At 74.0% G+C, this 16,009-nt stretch carries 13 protein-coding genes; 4 read left to right on the top strand and 9 right to left on the bottom strand.

Translation table 11 applies throughout. The annotated features are described in order from the left end of the window. A complete protein-coding gene (locus tag QSK45_RS35350; RefSeq protein ID WP_285563027.1) occupies positions 1-1,791 on the bottom strand; it encodes a fatty acyl-AMP ligase in 1,791 nt (596 codons plus the stop codon). 174 nt (positions 1,792-1,965) lie between these two features. Then, positions 1,966-3,903, bottom strand: coding sequence for an HAD-IIIC family phosphatase (locus QSK45_RS35345; RefSeq protein ID WP_285563026.1), 1,938 nt, complete (start codon positions 3,901-3,903; stop codon positions 1,966-1,968). Positions 3,904-4,130: 227 nt separating this feature from the next. Between QSK45_RS35345 and QSK45_RS35340 the strand changes: the two genes are divergently transcribed. Continuing rightward, on the top strand, positions 4,131-5,393 hold the full coding sequence (locus tag QSK45_RS35340) for an FAD-dependent oxidoreductase (protein ID WP_285563025.1): 1,263 nt from the start codon (positions 4,131-4,133) through the stop codon (positions 5,391-5,393). Positions 5,394-5,528: 135 nt separating this feature from the next. Here the strand turns inward: QSK45_RS35340 and QSK45_RS35335 are convergent, their stop codons facing one another. From QSK45_RS35335 to QSK45_RS35320, 4 genes are all read right to left on the bottom strand, one after another. Beyond that, positions 5,529-6,791 (bottom strand): cytochrome P450, encoded by a 1,263-nt coding sequence (locus QSK45_RS35335; RefSeq protein WP_285563024.1) that lies wholly within the window; start codon positions 6,789-6,791, stop codon positions 5,529-5,531. Between the two features lie 163 nt (positions 6,792-6,954). Next, a complete protein-coding gene (locus tag QSK45_RS35330; RefSeq protein WP_285563023.1) occupies positions 6,955-7,368 on the bottom strand; it encodes a DUF4260 family protein in 414 nt (137 codons plus the stop codon). Positions 7,369-7,486: 118 nt separating this feature from the next. Continuing rightward, positions 7,487-8,287: a thioesterase II family protein gene (locus QSK45_RS35325; protein WP_285563022.1), complete on the bottom strand. Its 801-nt coding sequence runs from the start codon at positions 8,285-8,287 to the stop codon at positions 7,487-7,489. Positions 8,288-8,400: 113 nt separating this feature from the next. Continuing rightward, the gene (locus tag QSK45_RS35320; RefSeq protein WP_285563021.1) at positions 8,401-9,201 is read right to left on the bottom strand and encodes an AfsR/SARP family transcriptional regulator; all 801 of its coding nucleotides are present in this window, start codon (positions 9,199-9,201) and stop codon (positions 8,401-8,403) included. Between the two features lie 213 nt (positions 9,202-9,414). Here QSK45_RS35320 and QSK45_RS35315 point away from each other — a divergent pair, with 213 nt between their 5' ends. The 3 genes from QSK45_RS35315 (at position 9,415) to QSK45_RS35305 (ending at position 11,167) form a co-directional block, all read left to right on the top strand. Next, positions 9,415-9,684, top strand: a complete 270-nt coding sequence (locus tag QSK45_RS35315) for a DUF6059 family protein (RefSeq protein ID WP_285563020.1) — start codon at positions 9,415-9,417, stop codon at positions 9,682-9,684. A 51-nt stretch (positions 9,685-9,735) separates the two neighbouring features. Then, positions 9,736-10,008, top strand: a complete 273-nt coding sequence (locus QSK45_RS35310) for a hypothetical protein (protein WP_285563019.1) — start codon at positions 9,736-9,738, stop codon at positions 10,006-10,008. 172 nt (positions 10,009-10,180) lie between these two features. Next, positions 10,181-11,167 carry a L,D-transpeptidase gene (locus tag QSK45_RS35305; protein ID WP_285563018.1) on the top strand — a complete coding sequence of 329 codons (987 nt, stop codon included), beginning with the start codon at positions 10,181-10,183 and terminating at the stop codon, positions 11,165-11,167. 489 nt (positions 11,168-11,656) lie between these two features. Here QSK45_RS35305 and QSK45_RS35300 read toward each other — a convergent pair whose 3' ends face one another. The 3 genes from QSK45_RS35300 to QSK45_RS35290 are packed head-to-tail and all read right to left on the bottom strand — an operon-like array spanning position 11,657 to position 15,857. Then, positions 11,657-13,336: a class I adenylate-forming enzyme family protein gene (locus QSK45_RS35300; RefSeq protein ID WP_285563017.1), complete on the bottom strand. Its 1,680-nt coding sequence runs from the start codon at positions 13,334-13,336 to the stop codon at positions 11,657-11,659. Continuing rightward, a complete protein-coding gene (locus QSK45_RS35295; protein WP_285563016.1) occupies positions 13,333-15,051 on the bottom strand; it encodes a CoA transferase in 1,719 nt (572 codons plus the stop codon). The genes QSK45_RS35300 and QSK45_RS35295 overlap by 4 nt, the downstream gene beginning before the upstream one ends. Next, on the bottom strand, positions 15,048-15,857 hold the full coding sequence (locus tag QSK45_RS35290; protein ID WP_285563015.1) for a methyltransferase domain-containing protein: 810 nt from the start codon (positions 15,855-15,857) through the stop codon (positions 15,048-15,050). The genes QSK45_RS35295 and QSK45_RS35290 overlap by 4 nt, the downstream gene beginning before the upstream one ends. Positions 15,858-16,009 lie beyond the last annotated feature (152 nt).

The raw sequence follows: 16,009 nt of genomic DNA, 5'->3' as shown, positions 1-16,009 counted from the left end.
TCAGACCACCGTTTCCAGGGACGGCGCCGCGGCGGCGGCGGTGGCGATCAGGTCGCGGACGGCGGGGTCCAGCACCTCGTGCAGCGCGGTGATCCGGCCCTCCAGGAAGAGCCGGCGCATCAGGGTCCGCTGGATCTTGCCGCTCGTGGTCTTGCGGACGGTGCCGGGCCGTACGAGCACGACGTTGCCGGCGGGGACCGCGAACTCCCCGCTGATGAACCGCTGGACCGCGGAGGCGAGGGTGGGCAGGTCGGTGGAGACGGCGCCGGGGCGGACCTCCTGGACCGCCACCAGCTGCTCGTGGTCGGTGTCGACGGCGAAGACGGCGCCCGCGCCGTTGCCGAAGGCCGGGTCGACGGACTGCACGGCGCGTTCGACGTCCTGCGGATAGAGGTTGCGACCCGCCAGGATGACCACCTCCTTGAGCCGGCCGGTGACGTAGAGTTCGCCGTCCTTCAGGACGCCCAGGTCGCCGGTGCGCAGCCAGCCGCCGCCGTCGTCCGCGCCGCTGCCGTCGCGCACCGCCGCGTCGAAGATCTCCTTGTTCGTCTCGGGCCGTTTCCAGTACCCGCGGGCGACGCTGTCGCCCTTGAGCCAGATCTCGCCGACGTGTCCCTCGGGCTTCCCGGTGAAGGTCTCCGGGTCCACGACGCGGATCTCGAAGTCCCGTACGACTCCGCTGCTGACGAGGGAGCGGCTGGGTTCGTCGCCGCGCGGGTCCGCCAGTTCGCCGCGCTCCAGGGCCGCGGCGTCGACGTCGAGCACGCGGGGGCCCGCGGTACGCGGGATGCCGGAGACGAGCAGGGTCGTCTCGGCCATGCCGTAGCAGGGGAAGAACGCCTCGGGACGGAAGCCGGCGGGAGCGAAGCGCTCGGTGAAGGCGCGGATCGTCTCGGCGCGCACCGGTTCGGCACCGTTGTTGGCGGTCGTCCAGCTGGACAGGTCCAGCGTCGCCAGCTGTGCGTCGGTGACCCTGCGGACGCACAGGTCGTAGGCGAAGTTGGGGCCACCGCCGGTGGTCACGCCGTAGTCGCCGATCATCTTCAGCCAGCGGTAGGGGCGCTTGAGGAAGGTGAAGGGAGCCATCAGGACGGCGGGGGTGCCGAGGTAGAGCGGGTGCAGGATGTGCCCGATCAGGCCCATGTCGTGGTAGAAGGGCAGCCAGCCGCCGCAGACGGTGTCCGGGCCGGTGCCGATCGACCGCTGGATCGCCGCCTCGTTGGCGAGCAGGTTGCGGTGCGAGACCGCGACGCCCTTGGGTTCGCTGGTCGAGCCCGAGGTGTACTGGAGGAAGGCCAGGCTCTCGGGGGTGAGGGAGGGCGTGCGCCAGGCGTTCGCGTCGCCCTGGGCAGGGTCGTCGGTGGCCAGGCAGGGCACGTCCGTGCGGCCCTCCGCGGCCAGCCAGGCCGAGATCTCCGGGGCGCTCGCCGAGTCGGTGAGCACGGCGACCGCCTCGGCGTCGCGCAGGATGCCGGAGACCCGGGTGAACTTCCGGCCCTGTTCCGTGGGCACCGGCGCGGGTACGGCGACGGCACCGGCGTACAGGCAGGCGGTGAACGCCTTGATGAAGTCGAGGCTGGACGGGTAGAGCAGCAGCACCTGGCGGTTCGCCGCGCCGCGCGCCTGGAGCCAGGAAGCGATCCGGCGTGCCTCCTGGTCGAGCCCCGCGAAGGTGAGGTGCCGCGGCACCGAGCCGCGGGCGTCGTCGGGCAGGAAGATGAAGGCATCCGCGGCGCTGCGGGCTTCGGTGCGCTCCAGAACCAGTTGCGTGAAGGTCCGGAAGTTCGTCAACGTCTTTCTCCGACCTCTCCGAGATCCGCTGGCGTGGCGCCGGCACGGGTCGCTGTGACATCACGATCGTCGTCCGCGGCGCTAAGGAGACGCTTGTGCGTGTCCGCCCCGCGGCGGTGGGGGGTGGTTGGGGGACAGGGGGCCCGCCCCGGGTGCGGTGGGGCGGGCCTTCGGTCAGCCGGCGTCGCGGCGGAAGTCCGCGTCGAGGGTGATGTGCCCGGGGACTTCGGGCAGTTCGGTGAGCGGGTGCCGGAACTCCGCCGCGCCGTCAGGCGACTCGGCGGTCCGCTCGAAGCCGAGCGAGGGGTACAGGCCCGCCACCTTGTGGTTCTTGGCGGTGGGCCGGTAGCTCGCGCGTACCTCGGCGGCGCCCGATTCCCTTGCGTGCTCCAACAGCGCGGCGAGCGCGGCCTGTTCGATGCCGCGGGCGAAGACCCGGCAGCTGAGCAGCATGTTGTCGATGCGCAGCGCCTGGTCCTCGCGGTGGGCGAAGAGGGCGCCCACGACCCCGTTGTCGCCGAAGCGGTCGCGGGAGCGTACGGCCAGTACCAGGTGGTCCGGGGAGTCGAGCCGTTCGCGGACGTCGGGCACCTGGAGCCGGCGGGTGGTGAGGTTGAACTGGTTGGTGCGCAGCGTGATCTGGGCGAGCCGGGCCACTTCGTGGTCGCGCACCGGGGTGACCTCGACGCGCACGCCGAGGGCGTCCAGGTACTCCGCCATCGAGCCGGTCGCCTGCTGGAGGTCCTGCCGCTTCGCCTCCTGGTGGTACTGCGCCGCGCGGCCCCGGTCCGCGGTGGTCAGTTCCCGTACGTCGAACCAGCCGTCGGCGAGCAGTCGTTCGATGTGCAGCGCCGGCTCCTCGTCGAGCGCGATCAGGGCGACCTCCGGGAGCGAGGAGGCGACGAGACCGCGTTCGAAGGGCGAGTCGTCGGCGAAGACGAAGCTGTCGGTCCCGAGATTGAGCCGGTCGGCGAGGGCGCGCAGTCGGCCGTCCTTCGGCTCCCAGTCGGCGCTGATCCGCACGAAGTCGTCCTCGCGCAGGATCATGTCGGGGTGGGTGCGCAGCACGTCGAGGACCGGCTCGCTGTCGTTCTTGCTGCACACCGCGAGCAGCACGCCCTGGCCGCCGATCTGCTTGACGACGCGCTGGAACCGGCCGAACGCCGCGCCGCGGTAGGTGGTGGCGGCGGCGATGCCGTCGGGCCCGTCGTCGCCGAGGATGCCGTCCCACAGGGTGTTGTCGAGGTCCACCACGAGGACCTTCCTGGTCCGGCCGCGCAGCGTCCGCAGCAGGTGACCCGCCTGCCGCGCGTACCGGCCGAGCAGTTCCTCGCCCAGGTGCACCTCGGCGTAGGCGGCGAGCCGCGGGTCGCGGACGGGTCCGCCCTCGGCTATCAGCGGCTCCAGGTCGACGACGTGCAGCCGCGGGTGCGCGAGGGCGAGCCGCAGCAGGCCGATGTTGAACTCACGCCACACGATGGAGAGTTCGGTGCGGGAGCGGTGGTCGACCAGTTGCCGCGTGTGCTCGGGCAGCAGCGGCAGCGTGTTGAGCACGAGGGTGCCGGTGCCGTGTTCGTCGTAGCGGGTGGCGAGCGCGTCGAGGAGGTCGAGCTTCCCGGCGACGGCCTTGGCGACGTCCTCCGCGCCCCAGGGCAGGGGCAGTTCGCCGAAGACGACCTGGGCGTCGAGCAGGCACAGGGCGAGTTCGGTGCCGGGGGCGTACAGATGGCTGCCGGTGTCCTGGAGATCGCGCAGCCACGCGTCGTGGTCGCCGACACTGACGCGCAACGGGACTCCGTGGCGGGCGAGTTCGGCGGTGAGCGGTGCGGTCAGCCCGTCGATCGTGCCGTGTCCCGTGACGGCGACGGCGGCGGGTTCGATGCCGGGGTGCCGCTCCGCGATGTCCTCGGGGGCGACCTTCGCGAGCAGCCGGCCCGCGCGGGACAGCTGGGCCGGCCCGTCGTCCCGCCGCGCGAGTTCGGCGAGCAGCGCGGGCACCGCCGGATAGGCGGCTGCGAGCCTCTTCTCGCCGTACAGCGCGCGCAGCCGGTCGAGGGGGCCCTCGGGGCCGGTAGGCTCCGGGCCGGACGGCGTCGTCACTGCTGTGCTCACGGTTCGTTCGCCTCTCTGACAGGGCGGGCGGGCTCCTCAGAGGGTGCGCCCCGGGCCTAAAGACGGGCTTGCGCCGGGGCGCCCGCCCGTTCCGCGGGCCGCTGCGCGCGCCGCCCGTGGGGGCCGGTCCGCGTGCCCTGCGTGGGGGCCGCCGCCGTCCGCAAGAGCTGCTTTAGGCGCGGTGTGGACCATCGGCGCAGGATGACTCCTTCTGAAAGGCAGCGTTGATGACGACAACTGAGCTGACCGCAGAGGTGTGTGTGGTCGGAGGAGGCCCGGCGGGGCTCACGCTGGCGGTGGAGCTCGCCAAGCGTTCCGTCTCCGTCGTGGTCCTGGAACAGAGCGGGCACTTCGACCGGTCGTTCCGGGGCGAGTCGGTCTCTCCCGACTCGGTGTGGCTGCTCGACGAGTTGGGCGTCCTCGACCGGCTGCACGGCGCCTACCAGCAGATGCACAGAATGGAGATCGTCGACTCCGGCAGCACCGTGCTGCGCGCCGACTTCCGCCGTTTCCGGTATCCGCACCCCTACCCGGTGGAGATGCCCCAGCCGGCGCTGCTCTCGGCGCTGGCGGCCCTCGGGCAGGAGGAGCACCCGGAGCACTTCGTCCTGGTGCGCCGGGCGACGGCCACCCGGCTGCTGCGCTCCGCCGACGGCGGCGGGCCGGTCACCGGGGTGACGGCGCGCACCCCCGAGGGCGAGATCACGGTGCGGGCGGCGCTCACCGTGGCGGCGGACGGCCGGTTCAGCAAGGTCCGTGAGATGGCGGGTCTGCCGTACACGAAGCTGCCGCTGGACCGTGACGTGGTGTGGCTGAAGCTGCCGTTCCCGCCCGAGTGGGACGACCGTACGTACCGCATCCGCATCCGCGGCGACCAGCACGGGCTGTTCATCCCGACCCACCCGAACAGTGTCCGCGTCGGTTTCAACATCCCCAAGGGGGGTCTGAAGGCGCTGCGCGCCCAGGGGCTGCCCGCGCTGTACGAGCGCCTCGACCTGCTCGCACCCGAGCTGTCCGGGTCGGTGCGCAGCGAGATCCGTTCGTGGTCCGACACGTCGATGCTGGACATCTTCACCGCGCTGGTGCCGCGCTGGTCGATGCCGGGCCTGGTCCTGATCGGCGACGCGGCGCACACGCTGACACCGATCCTCGGGCAGGGCGTCAACCACGCGATCATCGACGCGGTGACCCTGGCCCCGCTGGTCCGCGAGGCGATCGACGCGGGCGGGGACGAGGCGGCGCTGCTGCGGGCGTGCGAGGAGTTCCAGCGGGCGCGCGAGGAGGCGGTGGGCAGGTCGCGCGGGCTGCAACTGCGGCAGGAGCGGCTGTTCGCCCTGCACGGCGCCGGCGGGGTCCTCCGCCGCTCGCTGTACCGGGTGGTCGACCAGAGCCAGAAGCTGAAGGAGAAGGTGCTGGGAGGTGCGTACTTCCAGCTGCAGAAGCCGGGACCGCACGCCGTGCGGGCGCAGGTGCCCGCCACCCGGATGTGACCGCCGCGGCCGGGTGCGGGCGGCACAAGGCCCTGGACCGTACGTTCCCGTACGGTCCAGGGCCTTCGTCGGGCTCGCCGGAACACCGCCCGGCCGCCGGCCGGTGACGGCGGGGGCGGTGCTCCGGCGGGCCGGTCACCAGGTGACGGGCAGACGGGTCAGGCCGTGCACCATCATGCCGGTGGTCAGCTCCAGGGACTCGACGTCCTCCGCGAGCCGCAGGCCGGGGAAGCGGTCCAGCAGCGAGGTGAGGACGATCTGCAGCTCCGCCCGCGCCAGCGCGGCCCCCAGGCAGAAGTGCGGGCCGTGGCCGAAGGCCACATGGTGGACGGCCTCGGGCCGCGCGGGGTCGAACTCGTCCGCCGTCGCGCCGGGGAACCGCGCGGGGTCCTGGTTGGCGGAGCAGACCGCCGCCAGGACCGCGCTGCCCTTGGGGATGACGGTGCCGCCGACCTCGACGTCCTCCAGGGTGATCCGCAGCGGGCCGCCGTCACCGATCGGGTTGACCCGCAGCAGTTCCTCGATGGCGTGCTCCATCATCTCGGGACGTTCGCGCAGCGCGGCCATGTGCTCCGGGTGGCGCAGCAGGGTGAGGACCATCTTGCCGATCATGCTGACGGTGGTCTCGTGACCGGCGACGAGGATGGTCGCCGCCATGACGATCAGCTCGTACTCGTTGAGGCTTCCCTCTTCGTCGTGGGCGGCGACGAGCGCCCCCATCAGGTCGTCCGTCGGCTCCTCCCGCTTGCGGCCGACCAGGGCGGCCAGGTACTCGATCATCTGCTGGCGCTGCGCGGCGGTCTCCTCCGCGGTGTGCGCGGTGAGCGAGACGAACGCGTCCGACCACTCGCGGAACCGGTCGCGGTCCTCGAAGGGCACGCCGAGCAGTTCGCAGATCACCATCACGGGCAGCGGGAAGGCCAGCGCCGCGTTGAGGTCGACGGGCTCCCCGGCCTTCGCCATCTCGTCCAGGAGACCGTCCGTCAGCTCCTGGATGCGCGGACGCATGTTCTGCACACGGCGGGCGGTGAACTCGCGCGAGACGAGCCTGCGCAGCCGGGTGTGCTCGGGCGCGTCCGTGGTGAACAGACTGCCCGGCACGGGGGGCGTGCCGGTGAGCTGCGGCGCGTCGGGCGCGATGGTGGCGGCCCGGCTGAACCTGGCGTCCGCGAGCACGGTGCGCACGTCGTCGTAACGGCTGACCACGTAGCCCTCGTCGCCGCTGGGCAGCCGGACGTGGGCGACGGGGCACTTGGCCCGCAACTCCTCGTAGACGGGGGGGACTTCGACGGCCGAGGGACGGTGGAACGGGTAGGTGAGGAGGGACTGGTCCGTCTCCGGGCCGCTCCCCGCCGTCTCCGTCGCCGCTGTCGTCTCCGTTGTCTCCGTCGTTTCCATACGCTTCCTCCGGCAACAGGTGGTCAGGGTCGCTGATCTGCGGTGGTCCGGTCCCCGGGAGGCGGCGAGGCCCGCCGGGGACCCGACGAGCCTCGCAGCAGGGGCTTGCGCGGAGGCAAAGCGCGCCCCGGCCGGCCCGCGCCCCTTCCGGGATCGCCCCGGGTCAGCGCTGCCAGCCCTCGGCGGTGCGCAGGCCGAAACCGAAGGCGCGGTCGGAGGCGATGTGCTGCAACCAGACCAGACCGAAGTTGAAGAGGGGAATGGCGACGGCCGGCGAGTCGGGGATCAGGCAGGAGAGCATGACGAGGACGGCGACGACGGGCCGGTGCAGGAGGTTGTAGAGGGGAACGGCCTTGGGGGACAGCCGCCCGTGCTGGTGCGGCCCGGACAGGCCGGCGAGGAACGACAGGTCGGGTACGACGATGCCGGCGACGACCGCCGCGATCACCCAACCGCCGTACTTCACCGCCTCGAACACGGCCCAGACCAGCAGGAAGACGGACAACACCCCCCAGGCGATGCGGACCTGCCGGGAGGCCGAGCTCCTGATGGCGCCCTGCGTGGCGTCGTGGGTCACGGCGCTGGTTCCTTTCGCGATGGTTCCGTGAACTCTCCGGGGCACCGCCGTACGGGCGTGACGGCGCCCGCGCGGCGGGGCCCCGGTATGACATGTCGGTGGCCGGGGAGCGGGAGGCTCACGAACCGGCCGCGGCCGGCACCTGGTGCGCCGGGGCGCGTTCCATGGCGTACCGGCGGGTCAGGGAGGCGAGTTCGCGCAGGAACGCGTCCTCGTCCGACCTGATGAAGAAGTGGCCGCCGGGCATCGTCCGCACCGCGCAGCCGGCGCCCGCGTGCCGCCGCCAGGAGAGCATCTCCTCGACGCCGGCGAGCCGGTCCGCCAGCCCCGCGAACAGGTGCAGCGGCACCCGCAGCGGCTCGGTGGGGACGGCGGTGCCGCCGAGGCACAGCCGGAGGTCGTCGCGGGCCACCGGGAGCATCGCCAGGAGGATCTCGGGATGGTCGAGCAGCGTCCGCGGGATGCCGCCGAGCGCCACCAGGGCGGCGAGGAGTTCCTCGTCACCGGCGTCGGGATCGGCGATCGCCGGGGGCGGCAGGTGCGGGGCGCGGCAGGCACTGAGCACGAGGGCCCGGGGCAGGCTCGCGCCGCGCCGCTGCCGGTGCCGGGCGAGCGTGTACGCGATGAGCGCGCCCATGCTGTGGCCGTAGAAGAGGTGGGGCTCGGACAGCTCCTCGTCGAGCTGCGCGTCCATGTCCTCGACGAGGGCGTCGAGATCCGTGAACCTGGGTTCGCCGAAGCGTTCCTCACGGCCGGGCAGTTGCACGGGCACCACCCGGACTCCGGCGTCCAGGGCGTCGAGGCCGCGCTGCCATCGCCTGTACGCCGACGCTCCACCGCCCGCGTAGGGGAAGCAGAACAGGCGTGTCGTGGGGGTCGTTTCGTGATCCGGGCGCTTCCGGGACAGGTATCGCGTCATGGTGGTCCGTCTCGGTTCCGTCCAGGGGTGAGTGGGGGTTTCCCGGGTCCGGTCCAGACACCCGGGGTCATGGGGCCGGGTCCGGCGGGTGCCGGCCAGACTGCCCGGGAGTACTAAAAGGCTGCCAAACTCGGTGTGGCGAGGTCGAGTTGTGGATCACCGGAGAGGATCGCCCGGTGTAAACGCTGGATGCGCAGGGAAGGTTCTATACCCAACTCCTCGACGGTCGACGCGCGTAGCTTTCGGAAAATCTCAAGCGCCTGCCACGAGCGACCGCTTCGGTAGAGCGCGAGCATCAACAGCGCGTGCAGATTCTCTTCGAGCGGCAACCGTTCGGTGAGTACCAGGAGTTCGCCGATCACGGCGGCGTGTCTGCCGAGCCGCAGGTCCGCGGTGATCCGTCCCTCCAGCGCGGAGCGCCGGGTCTCCTCCAGCCGGAGCGACTCGACGCGCAGGGCGGGACCGATCCGCACGTCGGCGAGGACCGGCCCGCGCCACAGGGCGAGCGCCTCGCCCAGCAGCCTCGACGCGGTCTCGTCGTCGCCGCCCGCCAGGGCCCGCAGCCCGCGCGCGGTGAGCTGCTGGAAGATCTCGGCGTCGACCACGCAGGTGGGCATCTTCAGCACGTACCCGGCGTAGCTGCGGCTCAGGACCTCCTTCGGCGCACACTCGTGCCCCGGTCCCAGGGCCAGCGCGATGGCCCGGCGCAGCTGCTTGACATAGGTCTGCACGACGCCCGCGGGCCCCTTGGGGGGACTCGCGTCCCACAACTCCTCCGTCAGGGTCGTCACCTTCACGTCCCCGCCCGCGTTGACCGCCAGCACCGCCAGCATCTGGCGAGGCTTGGCCGCGCTCGGCACCACGGAGGTGCCGCAGATGTCCACCACGAGCGACCCCAGAACCCCGATCTTCATGCCAATCCTCCTTCCACCTGGCGGAACAGTGACACGTTGGCGCTTACAACGACACTCAGCCGATCATGATCGCGTCTAGGAATCTGGCCGGGTCCGGGCATGAGATTTTCACGCCCCTGCGGCTTTAAGCGGCGCTTCAGGCCGGCCGGTGACCATCAGGCCCGCGGGGTCGCCCCGCCACGGCCTCGGGACCGGATCGAAGGAGGGGCCCGTATGCGACTGCGGATCTGGCTCGGCAGGACCGGCGCCGCCGCGGTGAGGGAACTGCTCGTGCAGCTCCGCGGTCTCGGCGTCTTCTTCACCGGCCCCCTGCCGGGGGTGCACTACGACGACCTGGGCGGCGATGTCGGCCCTGCTCGCCGCGAAGCCGTGCCGGGCCCTCCGCCCGGCCACCCGGAGCGGTACTGCGCGACCCCGCCGAGCCGCCAGGAGCGGGAGCTGTGGGCGTCACTCGGCATCGACACGGAGCGGACCGGAGGCTGACGAGGGGACCCTCCCGTGGACCGGCGTCGGGGCCCGGCGTACCGTCCAGCCATGAACAGAACACTGCGCCGGGACCTGACCCTCGTCGCCGTCGGCGTCGTCGCCGCGGCCGTGGCGAAGGAGCTGCGCAAGCCGCCGGGGGCACGCACCTGGACGGGGACCGTCCTCGGCGTCCCGTACGACTTCCGGTGGCCCACCGCCGAGAGGATCGCCCGCGAGTTCTGGGATCCCGGGAACGACGCCTTCCTCACGCCGCACACCTTCGGCGTCGGATACGGGGTGAACCTGGCCCGGGTGGTGCGTGAACTGCGCCGTGCGCCGTGACGGGCGACACCTGGGTCGCGGGTCGCCCGAGTGCGCCCGCCGCCGACCGGTTGCCCGACGCACGGGTTTTGGGACACTTTTTGCACGGCACCCGCAACTGTGGCCCGCCTTCCGTCTGTCTGGCAGGGAGTCGGGACACACAGAACCGAAGAGCGAGAGAGCGGGGCAGGCAGTGGGACGGCGCAAGGGCGGCATAGGGATCGCACTGGTCACGGGCGCGTTGCTGATGGGTGCGAGTGCCTGCGGCGGGGGCGGGGGCGCCAAGGCCGGCGGGGACGACGCGAAGGCACCGGGCAGGTCGACCGCGAGCGCCTCCCCGTCACCGACGAAGCCCGCGGGGCCGCCGATGCTGCTGGACACGATCACCCCGCAGACCGGGGCCACGGTGGGCGTGGCCATGCCGATCTCGGTGGTCTTCACCGACCCCGTGGCGGCCAAGGCACGCGCCACGGTGGAGAAGCACATGAAGGTGAGCGCCTCCCAGCCGGTGGCCGGCGCCTGGCACTGGTTCGGCGACAGGCGCGCCGACTGGCGGCCGAAGACGTACTGGCCCTCCGGTACCAAGGTGCGGATCGACGCCGACATGAAGGGCGTCGGCAACGGCGCCGGACGCTACGGCGTGCACGACTACACGCACACCTTCACCATCGGCGACGACGTGCGCGCGGACGTCTCGGTGACCGGCCACACCATGAAGGTGACCCGCAACGGGAAGCTGGAACGCACCCTGTCCATCAACGCTGGCAGCGCCCAGTACCCGACGTGGAACGGCACGATGGCCGTCATCGACAAGCAGGAGAAGGTCCACATGACCTCCTGCAGCGTCGGCATCAGCTGTGACAAGGGCAGCCCCAACTACTACGACCTCACCCTGCCCTGGGACGTGCACCTGACCCAGAGCGGCACGTACGTGCACTACTCGACCGGCGACCCGAGTCCCGGCAGCGGCAGCGCCCGCGGCTCGCACGGCTGCGTCCACCTGTCCCTGTCGGACGCCAAGTGGTTCTACGGCCAGGTCGAACAGGGCGACCCCGTCACCATCACCGGCTCGCCCCGTGCCAAGGCGGCGCCCGACAACGGCTACGCGGACTTCAACCTGGGCTGGGACCAGTGGCTCGCGGGCAGCGCCTCCGGGGAGGCGACGACCGGGGCCCTGTGACCCGGGGCCGGCAGCGGCGCCGCCGCAGGTCGCGTCGGCCGGAGACCGGCCGCAGGACGCGGGGTCCCGGCGCCTCGGGCCCGCGCGGCCGCGCCCGGCGCGTGCGTGGCGGCCCGGGAACCGGTTCCCCGGCGAACTCGCCGTCACGGCGGCGTCACCCGGGGCCGAGGCGTCGCGGTGGCGCCCGGCCCGCTGCGCCGACGGACCGCGCCGCCCCGTCCCGGATGTCCGAAGCGTGCGGGACGGCGCGGCGATCCCGCTGCCGTACGGGCCCCCTCGACGCCCTGCCGGCCGGGAACGCCGCGCGCCGCTCGGCGCGGCCCTCGGGGACCCGCGCCCGTCCCGGGCCCTCGCGCCCGGCGGCGTCCCGGCCGGCGGTGCACGCCATGGACGACGGGGCCCAGTGGGTCTCCGGGCTCACCCGCGCCGACCGCCGCGCCCCGTCGGCCGTCGTCGGGAGCGCCTCCCCCGCCGGGCCGGGACCGGCCCTCATCCAACCGGCCCTCCGTCGCCCCCCGTACGGCTCGCGCGGGCGGCGAGCGTCCGGTAGCAGATCTTGCCCGTGGGACCGAGGGGCATCTCGTCCAGCAGCAGGAGCCGTTCGGGATGCTTACGGCGGCCGAGGCCGCGGGCCAGCAGGTGGGCGGTGAGGTCGGCCAGTGTGGGGGCGGGGGTGCCGGGGGCCGGGCGGACGCAGGCGCACAGCCGTTCCCCGAGGTCCGGGTCGGGCACCGGGACGCACACCGCCTCCGCGACGGACGGATGGCCGCCCAGTTCGTGTTCGACCTCGGCGAGGCTGATGTTGAGGCCGCCGCGTACGACCACGCGTCTGAGCCGGCCCACGACGTGCAGCCTGCCGTGCTCGTCCAGCCGGCCGATGTCGCCCGTGCGGACCCAGCCGCCGGGGGTTCGGTAACGGGCGTTCAGCTCGGGTGAGGCGACGTAGCACATCGGTGTCATGGGGCCCAGGGCCTCGATCTGGCCGCGGTGTCCGGCGGGCAGCGGTGCTCCGTCGGGACCGGTGATCCGGATGCGGGCGACCGCGGGGTCGGGGGTGCCGACGCTGTCGCCCGGGGGGCGACCCTCCCCCGCCGTATGGCAGTTGACGCCGTCCGAGGAGCCGTAGACGGTCACCACCGGGCGGCCGAAGCGCCGGCGGCAGGCCCGTGCGACGGCCGGCGGCAGGGGGGCGCCGCTGGAGACGACGGCGCGCAACGACGAGGTGTCCTCGCCCGGTCGGGGCGGCAGCTCGGCGACGCGCCGCAGCATGGTGGGCACCGCGAACAGGTGGGTGGGCCGGTGCTCGGCGACCAGCCGCAGCGTGTCCGCCGGGTCGAACCGCGCCGGCACGATCAGGGTCCCGCCGAGGACGGCGAGGGTGACCGGGGTGCCGAGGGAACCGAAGGAGGAGGCCAGCGGGACGAGGACGAGGTGGCGGGGCGGCGCGGCGGGGTCCGGGTGCAGGGAACGGACGTAGCGGGCCCGGCCGCCGGCGAGGGCGTGATGGCTGTAGGCGACCATCTTCGGCTCGGTCTCGGACCCGGACGACACCAGGATGCGGGCGGGGCCGTAGGGGTCGACCGGCCGTGGCCGCCAGGGCAGGGCCGCCCGGGACCGCGGTGCGTGCAGCCCGAGCGCGTGTCCGTCGCCCGCTCCGGGCACGAACACCGCTTCCAGGTACGGGAGTTCGGCGACGGCCCGGCTCCGGTGTGCCGAGGCGAGGACGGCGGCGCGGGCCCGGGAGCGGGCGAGCAGGGCACGGGTGTCGCGGTCGTCGGTGCCCGGGGGCAGCGGGAGGGCCACCGCGCCGATCGCGTACACGGCGAGTTCCGCGGCCACGGCGTCGCGCCCGTCGGGCAGCCGCAGCGCGACCACGTCCCCGGCGGTGAGGCCCGCGTGCGCGAACAGGGCGGCGACGCGGCGGACTTCGGCACCGAGGGCCGTGTAGGACAGCGTGCCGAAGCCGTCCACCACGGCGGCGCGGTCCGGGTGTTCGCGGACCCGGGCGGTGAACAGCGTGTACAGGTCGGTGTCCGGGCACAGGCCCTCCCGTACCCAGGCCCGGCGCCGGTCCCGCGGCACGAGGTCGGGGAAGGGGACGCCGGCGCGTGAGGTCCACACCGGGTGCCCGCCCCGGACCCCGGGGCGGACGGCGGGGGCGACTGTCATGCGAACTCCCAGGGCGCGTGCGGGCGGGCGTGGCCGACGACCGGGTCGGACGGTGCGACGGCCGCCTCGAACGCGGGGTCGTCCGCCAGCGCGGCCAGGTCGGTGTGGACGGGAGTGGCGGGCAGGCCCGCTGCGGCCAGCCGTCCGGCGCACTCCGCGGTGGTGAGGGCGGCGAGGCCCGCGGGGCCGAACAGGCGGTGCACCGCATCGGGGTGCGCGCGGGCCTCGGCGCCGAGGTAGAGATGGCCGTCCGCGGTGCGCAGCGGCCGGTCCAGTGCCGTCCAGCGGACCCGGTGCGCCGGACGCGGGACCAGGGCGGCGGCGGACATCAGGCTGGAGTCGACGCGGCAGCCACGCCCGGTCCGCTCCCGGGCCGCGAGGGCGGCCAGCACGCCCTGGGCGCAGACCAGTCCGCCGAGCACGTCGGTGAGGGTCATCAGGGAGGGCGCCGGGGGTTCGTCCGCCGGGCGCACGGCGGCGGCGAGTCCGCCGTGCACCTGGGCGAGGTAGTCGGTGCCCAGGGGCGGCCGGTCGCCGAGGGCGTCGCCGAAGCCGGAGGCCCAGGCGTACACGAGGGCGGGACGGGCGGCCGACAGGTCGGCGGCGTCCAGGCCGAGCCGGGCGGCCTTGCCGGGGGCCCAGTTGTGCACGAAGACGTCGGCCTCGGCGGCCAGCGCGCGCACGGTGTCCCGGCCCTGCCCGGTGGTGATGTCGGCCTCGACCACCCGCTTGCCCGCGTTGAGGGCCGTGAACCGGGCCGAGGTGCCCCCCGCCAGCGGGGGCAGCCAGCGCATCGGGTCGCCGCCGGGCGGCTCGATCCGGATCACCTCGGCGCCCAGTATCCGCAGCACGTGCCCGGCGAGGGGGCCCTGCACCCTGCGCGTGGACTCCACCACCCGTAGGCCCGCGAGGGGCAGGGACGAGGCGGTACCGGCGTCCGGGCCGGGCGGTGCCGGTGCGGGAACGGGCCGCCGGAGGCGGGCGTCCGGTGCGGGGGTCAGCCGCCAGGGGTCCGGGCGGACGGCCGGAGCGGGGTCGGAACCGACGACGAGGAGGCTGACGCCGGTGTCGCCCGCGGCGGCCCGTAGCTCGGCCGACGTACGCCGGCGGACGGCCTCCCGCAGTTCGTCGGGCAACGGGCAGACGGCGGTGGCGAACCGCTGCTGGAAGGGCAGCCAGCCACGGCCGGCGAGCGCGGGCGGTACATCGAGCCGGGCCCAGAACTCCCGCCAGGCCGGCGGGTCGAGGGTCTCCAGCTCCACGCGGACGCCGTCGCACGTGTCGAGCGTCGCCAGCCCGCCCGCGCACACCCTCGGCTCGGGCGGTCCGTCGTCCTCCCCGGCGGTCGCGGCGGCGAGGTACTGGCCGACCGCCAGCAGCGCCCCCTGGGCCACCGAGGTCCGCGCCTCGCGCAGCCCCAGTCCTCGGGCCCGCCCGATCGCGACCGCGGTGGCGCCTTGGGCGGCGAGCACCCCGGCGACCACCGAGGCGTAGTCGACGGCGAGCGGGACGGGGCCGCCGGTGGCCCGGCCGTGGACGTGCATGAGACCGCAGGCGGCCTGTACGGCACGCTCGTCCGGCAGGTCCATGGCGACCGGGCCCGCCCGGTCGATGGTGTGCCGCCCCACCCGCGCCCCCGGCGCGGTGTGCCGGAGCAGCCGGTCGGCGATCGCGGTGGCGACCGCCGGTACGTCGGTACGAGGACTCGGCGTCACCTGTGCTCCTCGCCGGGCCGGCGGCCCTGCACCGAGTAGAAGACGCTGGAGGCGGCGCGGAACGACGGGTCCCGCATCAACTCCCCGACCCGGTCCAGTTCCTCGTCGGTCATGCCCTGTGCCACCAGCCGGTCCCTGAGGTTGCGGGTGTGGTTCAACTGCAGCCCCAGGCCGGGGTCATGGGCGTGTCGTACGCCGATGGACAGGTGGACGTCGATGCCGGTCAGCCCCGCCGCGCGCAGGGCGCCCGGCACCCTGCGTCCCCAGTGCGGGTCGCCGCCCGCGGCGCGCATCGCGGCCGTCTTGGCCCGCAGGAAACGGACGTACAGCGCCTCGGCGGCCGCGTCCGGGGTCAGCAGCGGCGGCTCGTAGGAGGCGTCGATCTCGTCGATCTGGAGCAGCCCGCCGGGCCGCAGGGCTCGTACGAGGCCGTGCAGGACCGCCTCGCGGGAGGGCACGTGCTGGAGCACCAGGCGGGCCACGATCAGGTCGTAGGCCGCCTCCGGGACCGGGTCTCGGGCCACGTCGAGGGCGGCGACCTCCAGACCCGGGCCGGGTGCGAGGTCGCGGGGATCGCGGTCGGTGGCGAGCACCGAGCCGCCGGGTGCGACCCGGTCCGCGAGCCAGCGGGCGATGCTGCCGCCGCCCGCGCCGATCTCCAGGCAGTCCCAGCCCGGTCCGACGCCGGCGGCGGCCAGGCGGGGCAGGGTCACCGGGTCGTAGGCGTCCTCCAGACAGCGGTGCTGTGCTCGGCTGTGCGCGGTGCCGTTGGCGAAGACCGCGCGGGCGGGGGCCGGCGGTGCCATGAGGGGGGCTCCTCTCCTCGGGGATCGGCCGGCCGGGACGCGGCCGGCCGGAGGGGGCGGACACGCGGTCGGTCAGGTCCAGCGCCCGGTGCCCGCGGGCCCCGCGCCGGTGAGCCGCCGTGCGAGGACGGCGCGGCGGACCTTGCCGGTGC

This window comes from Streptomyces hygroscopicus subsp. hygroscopicus, from assembly GCF_030269125.1.
Taxonomy (GTDB): Bacteria; Actinomycetota; Actinomycetes; order Streptomycetales; family Streptomycetaceae; genus Streptomyces; species Streptomyces hygroscopicus_C.
Note: the sequence above shows the minus strand (reverse complement) of the source record. Positions and strands in the feature narration are given on the sequence as shown.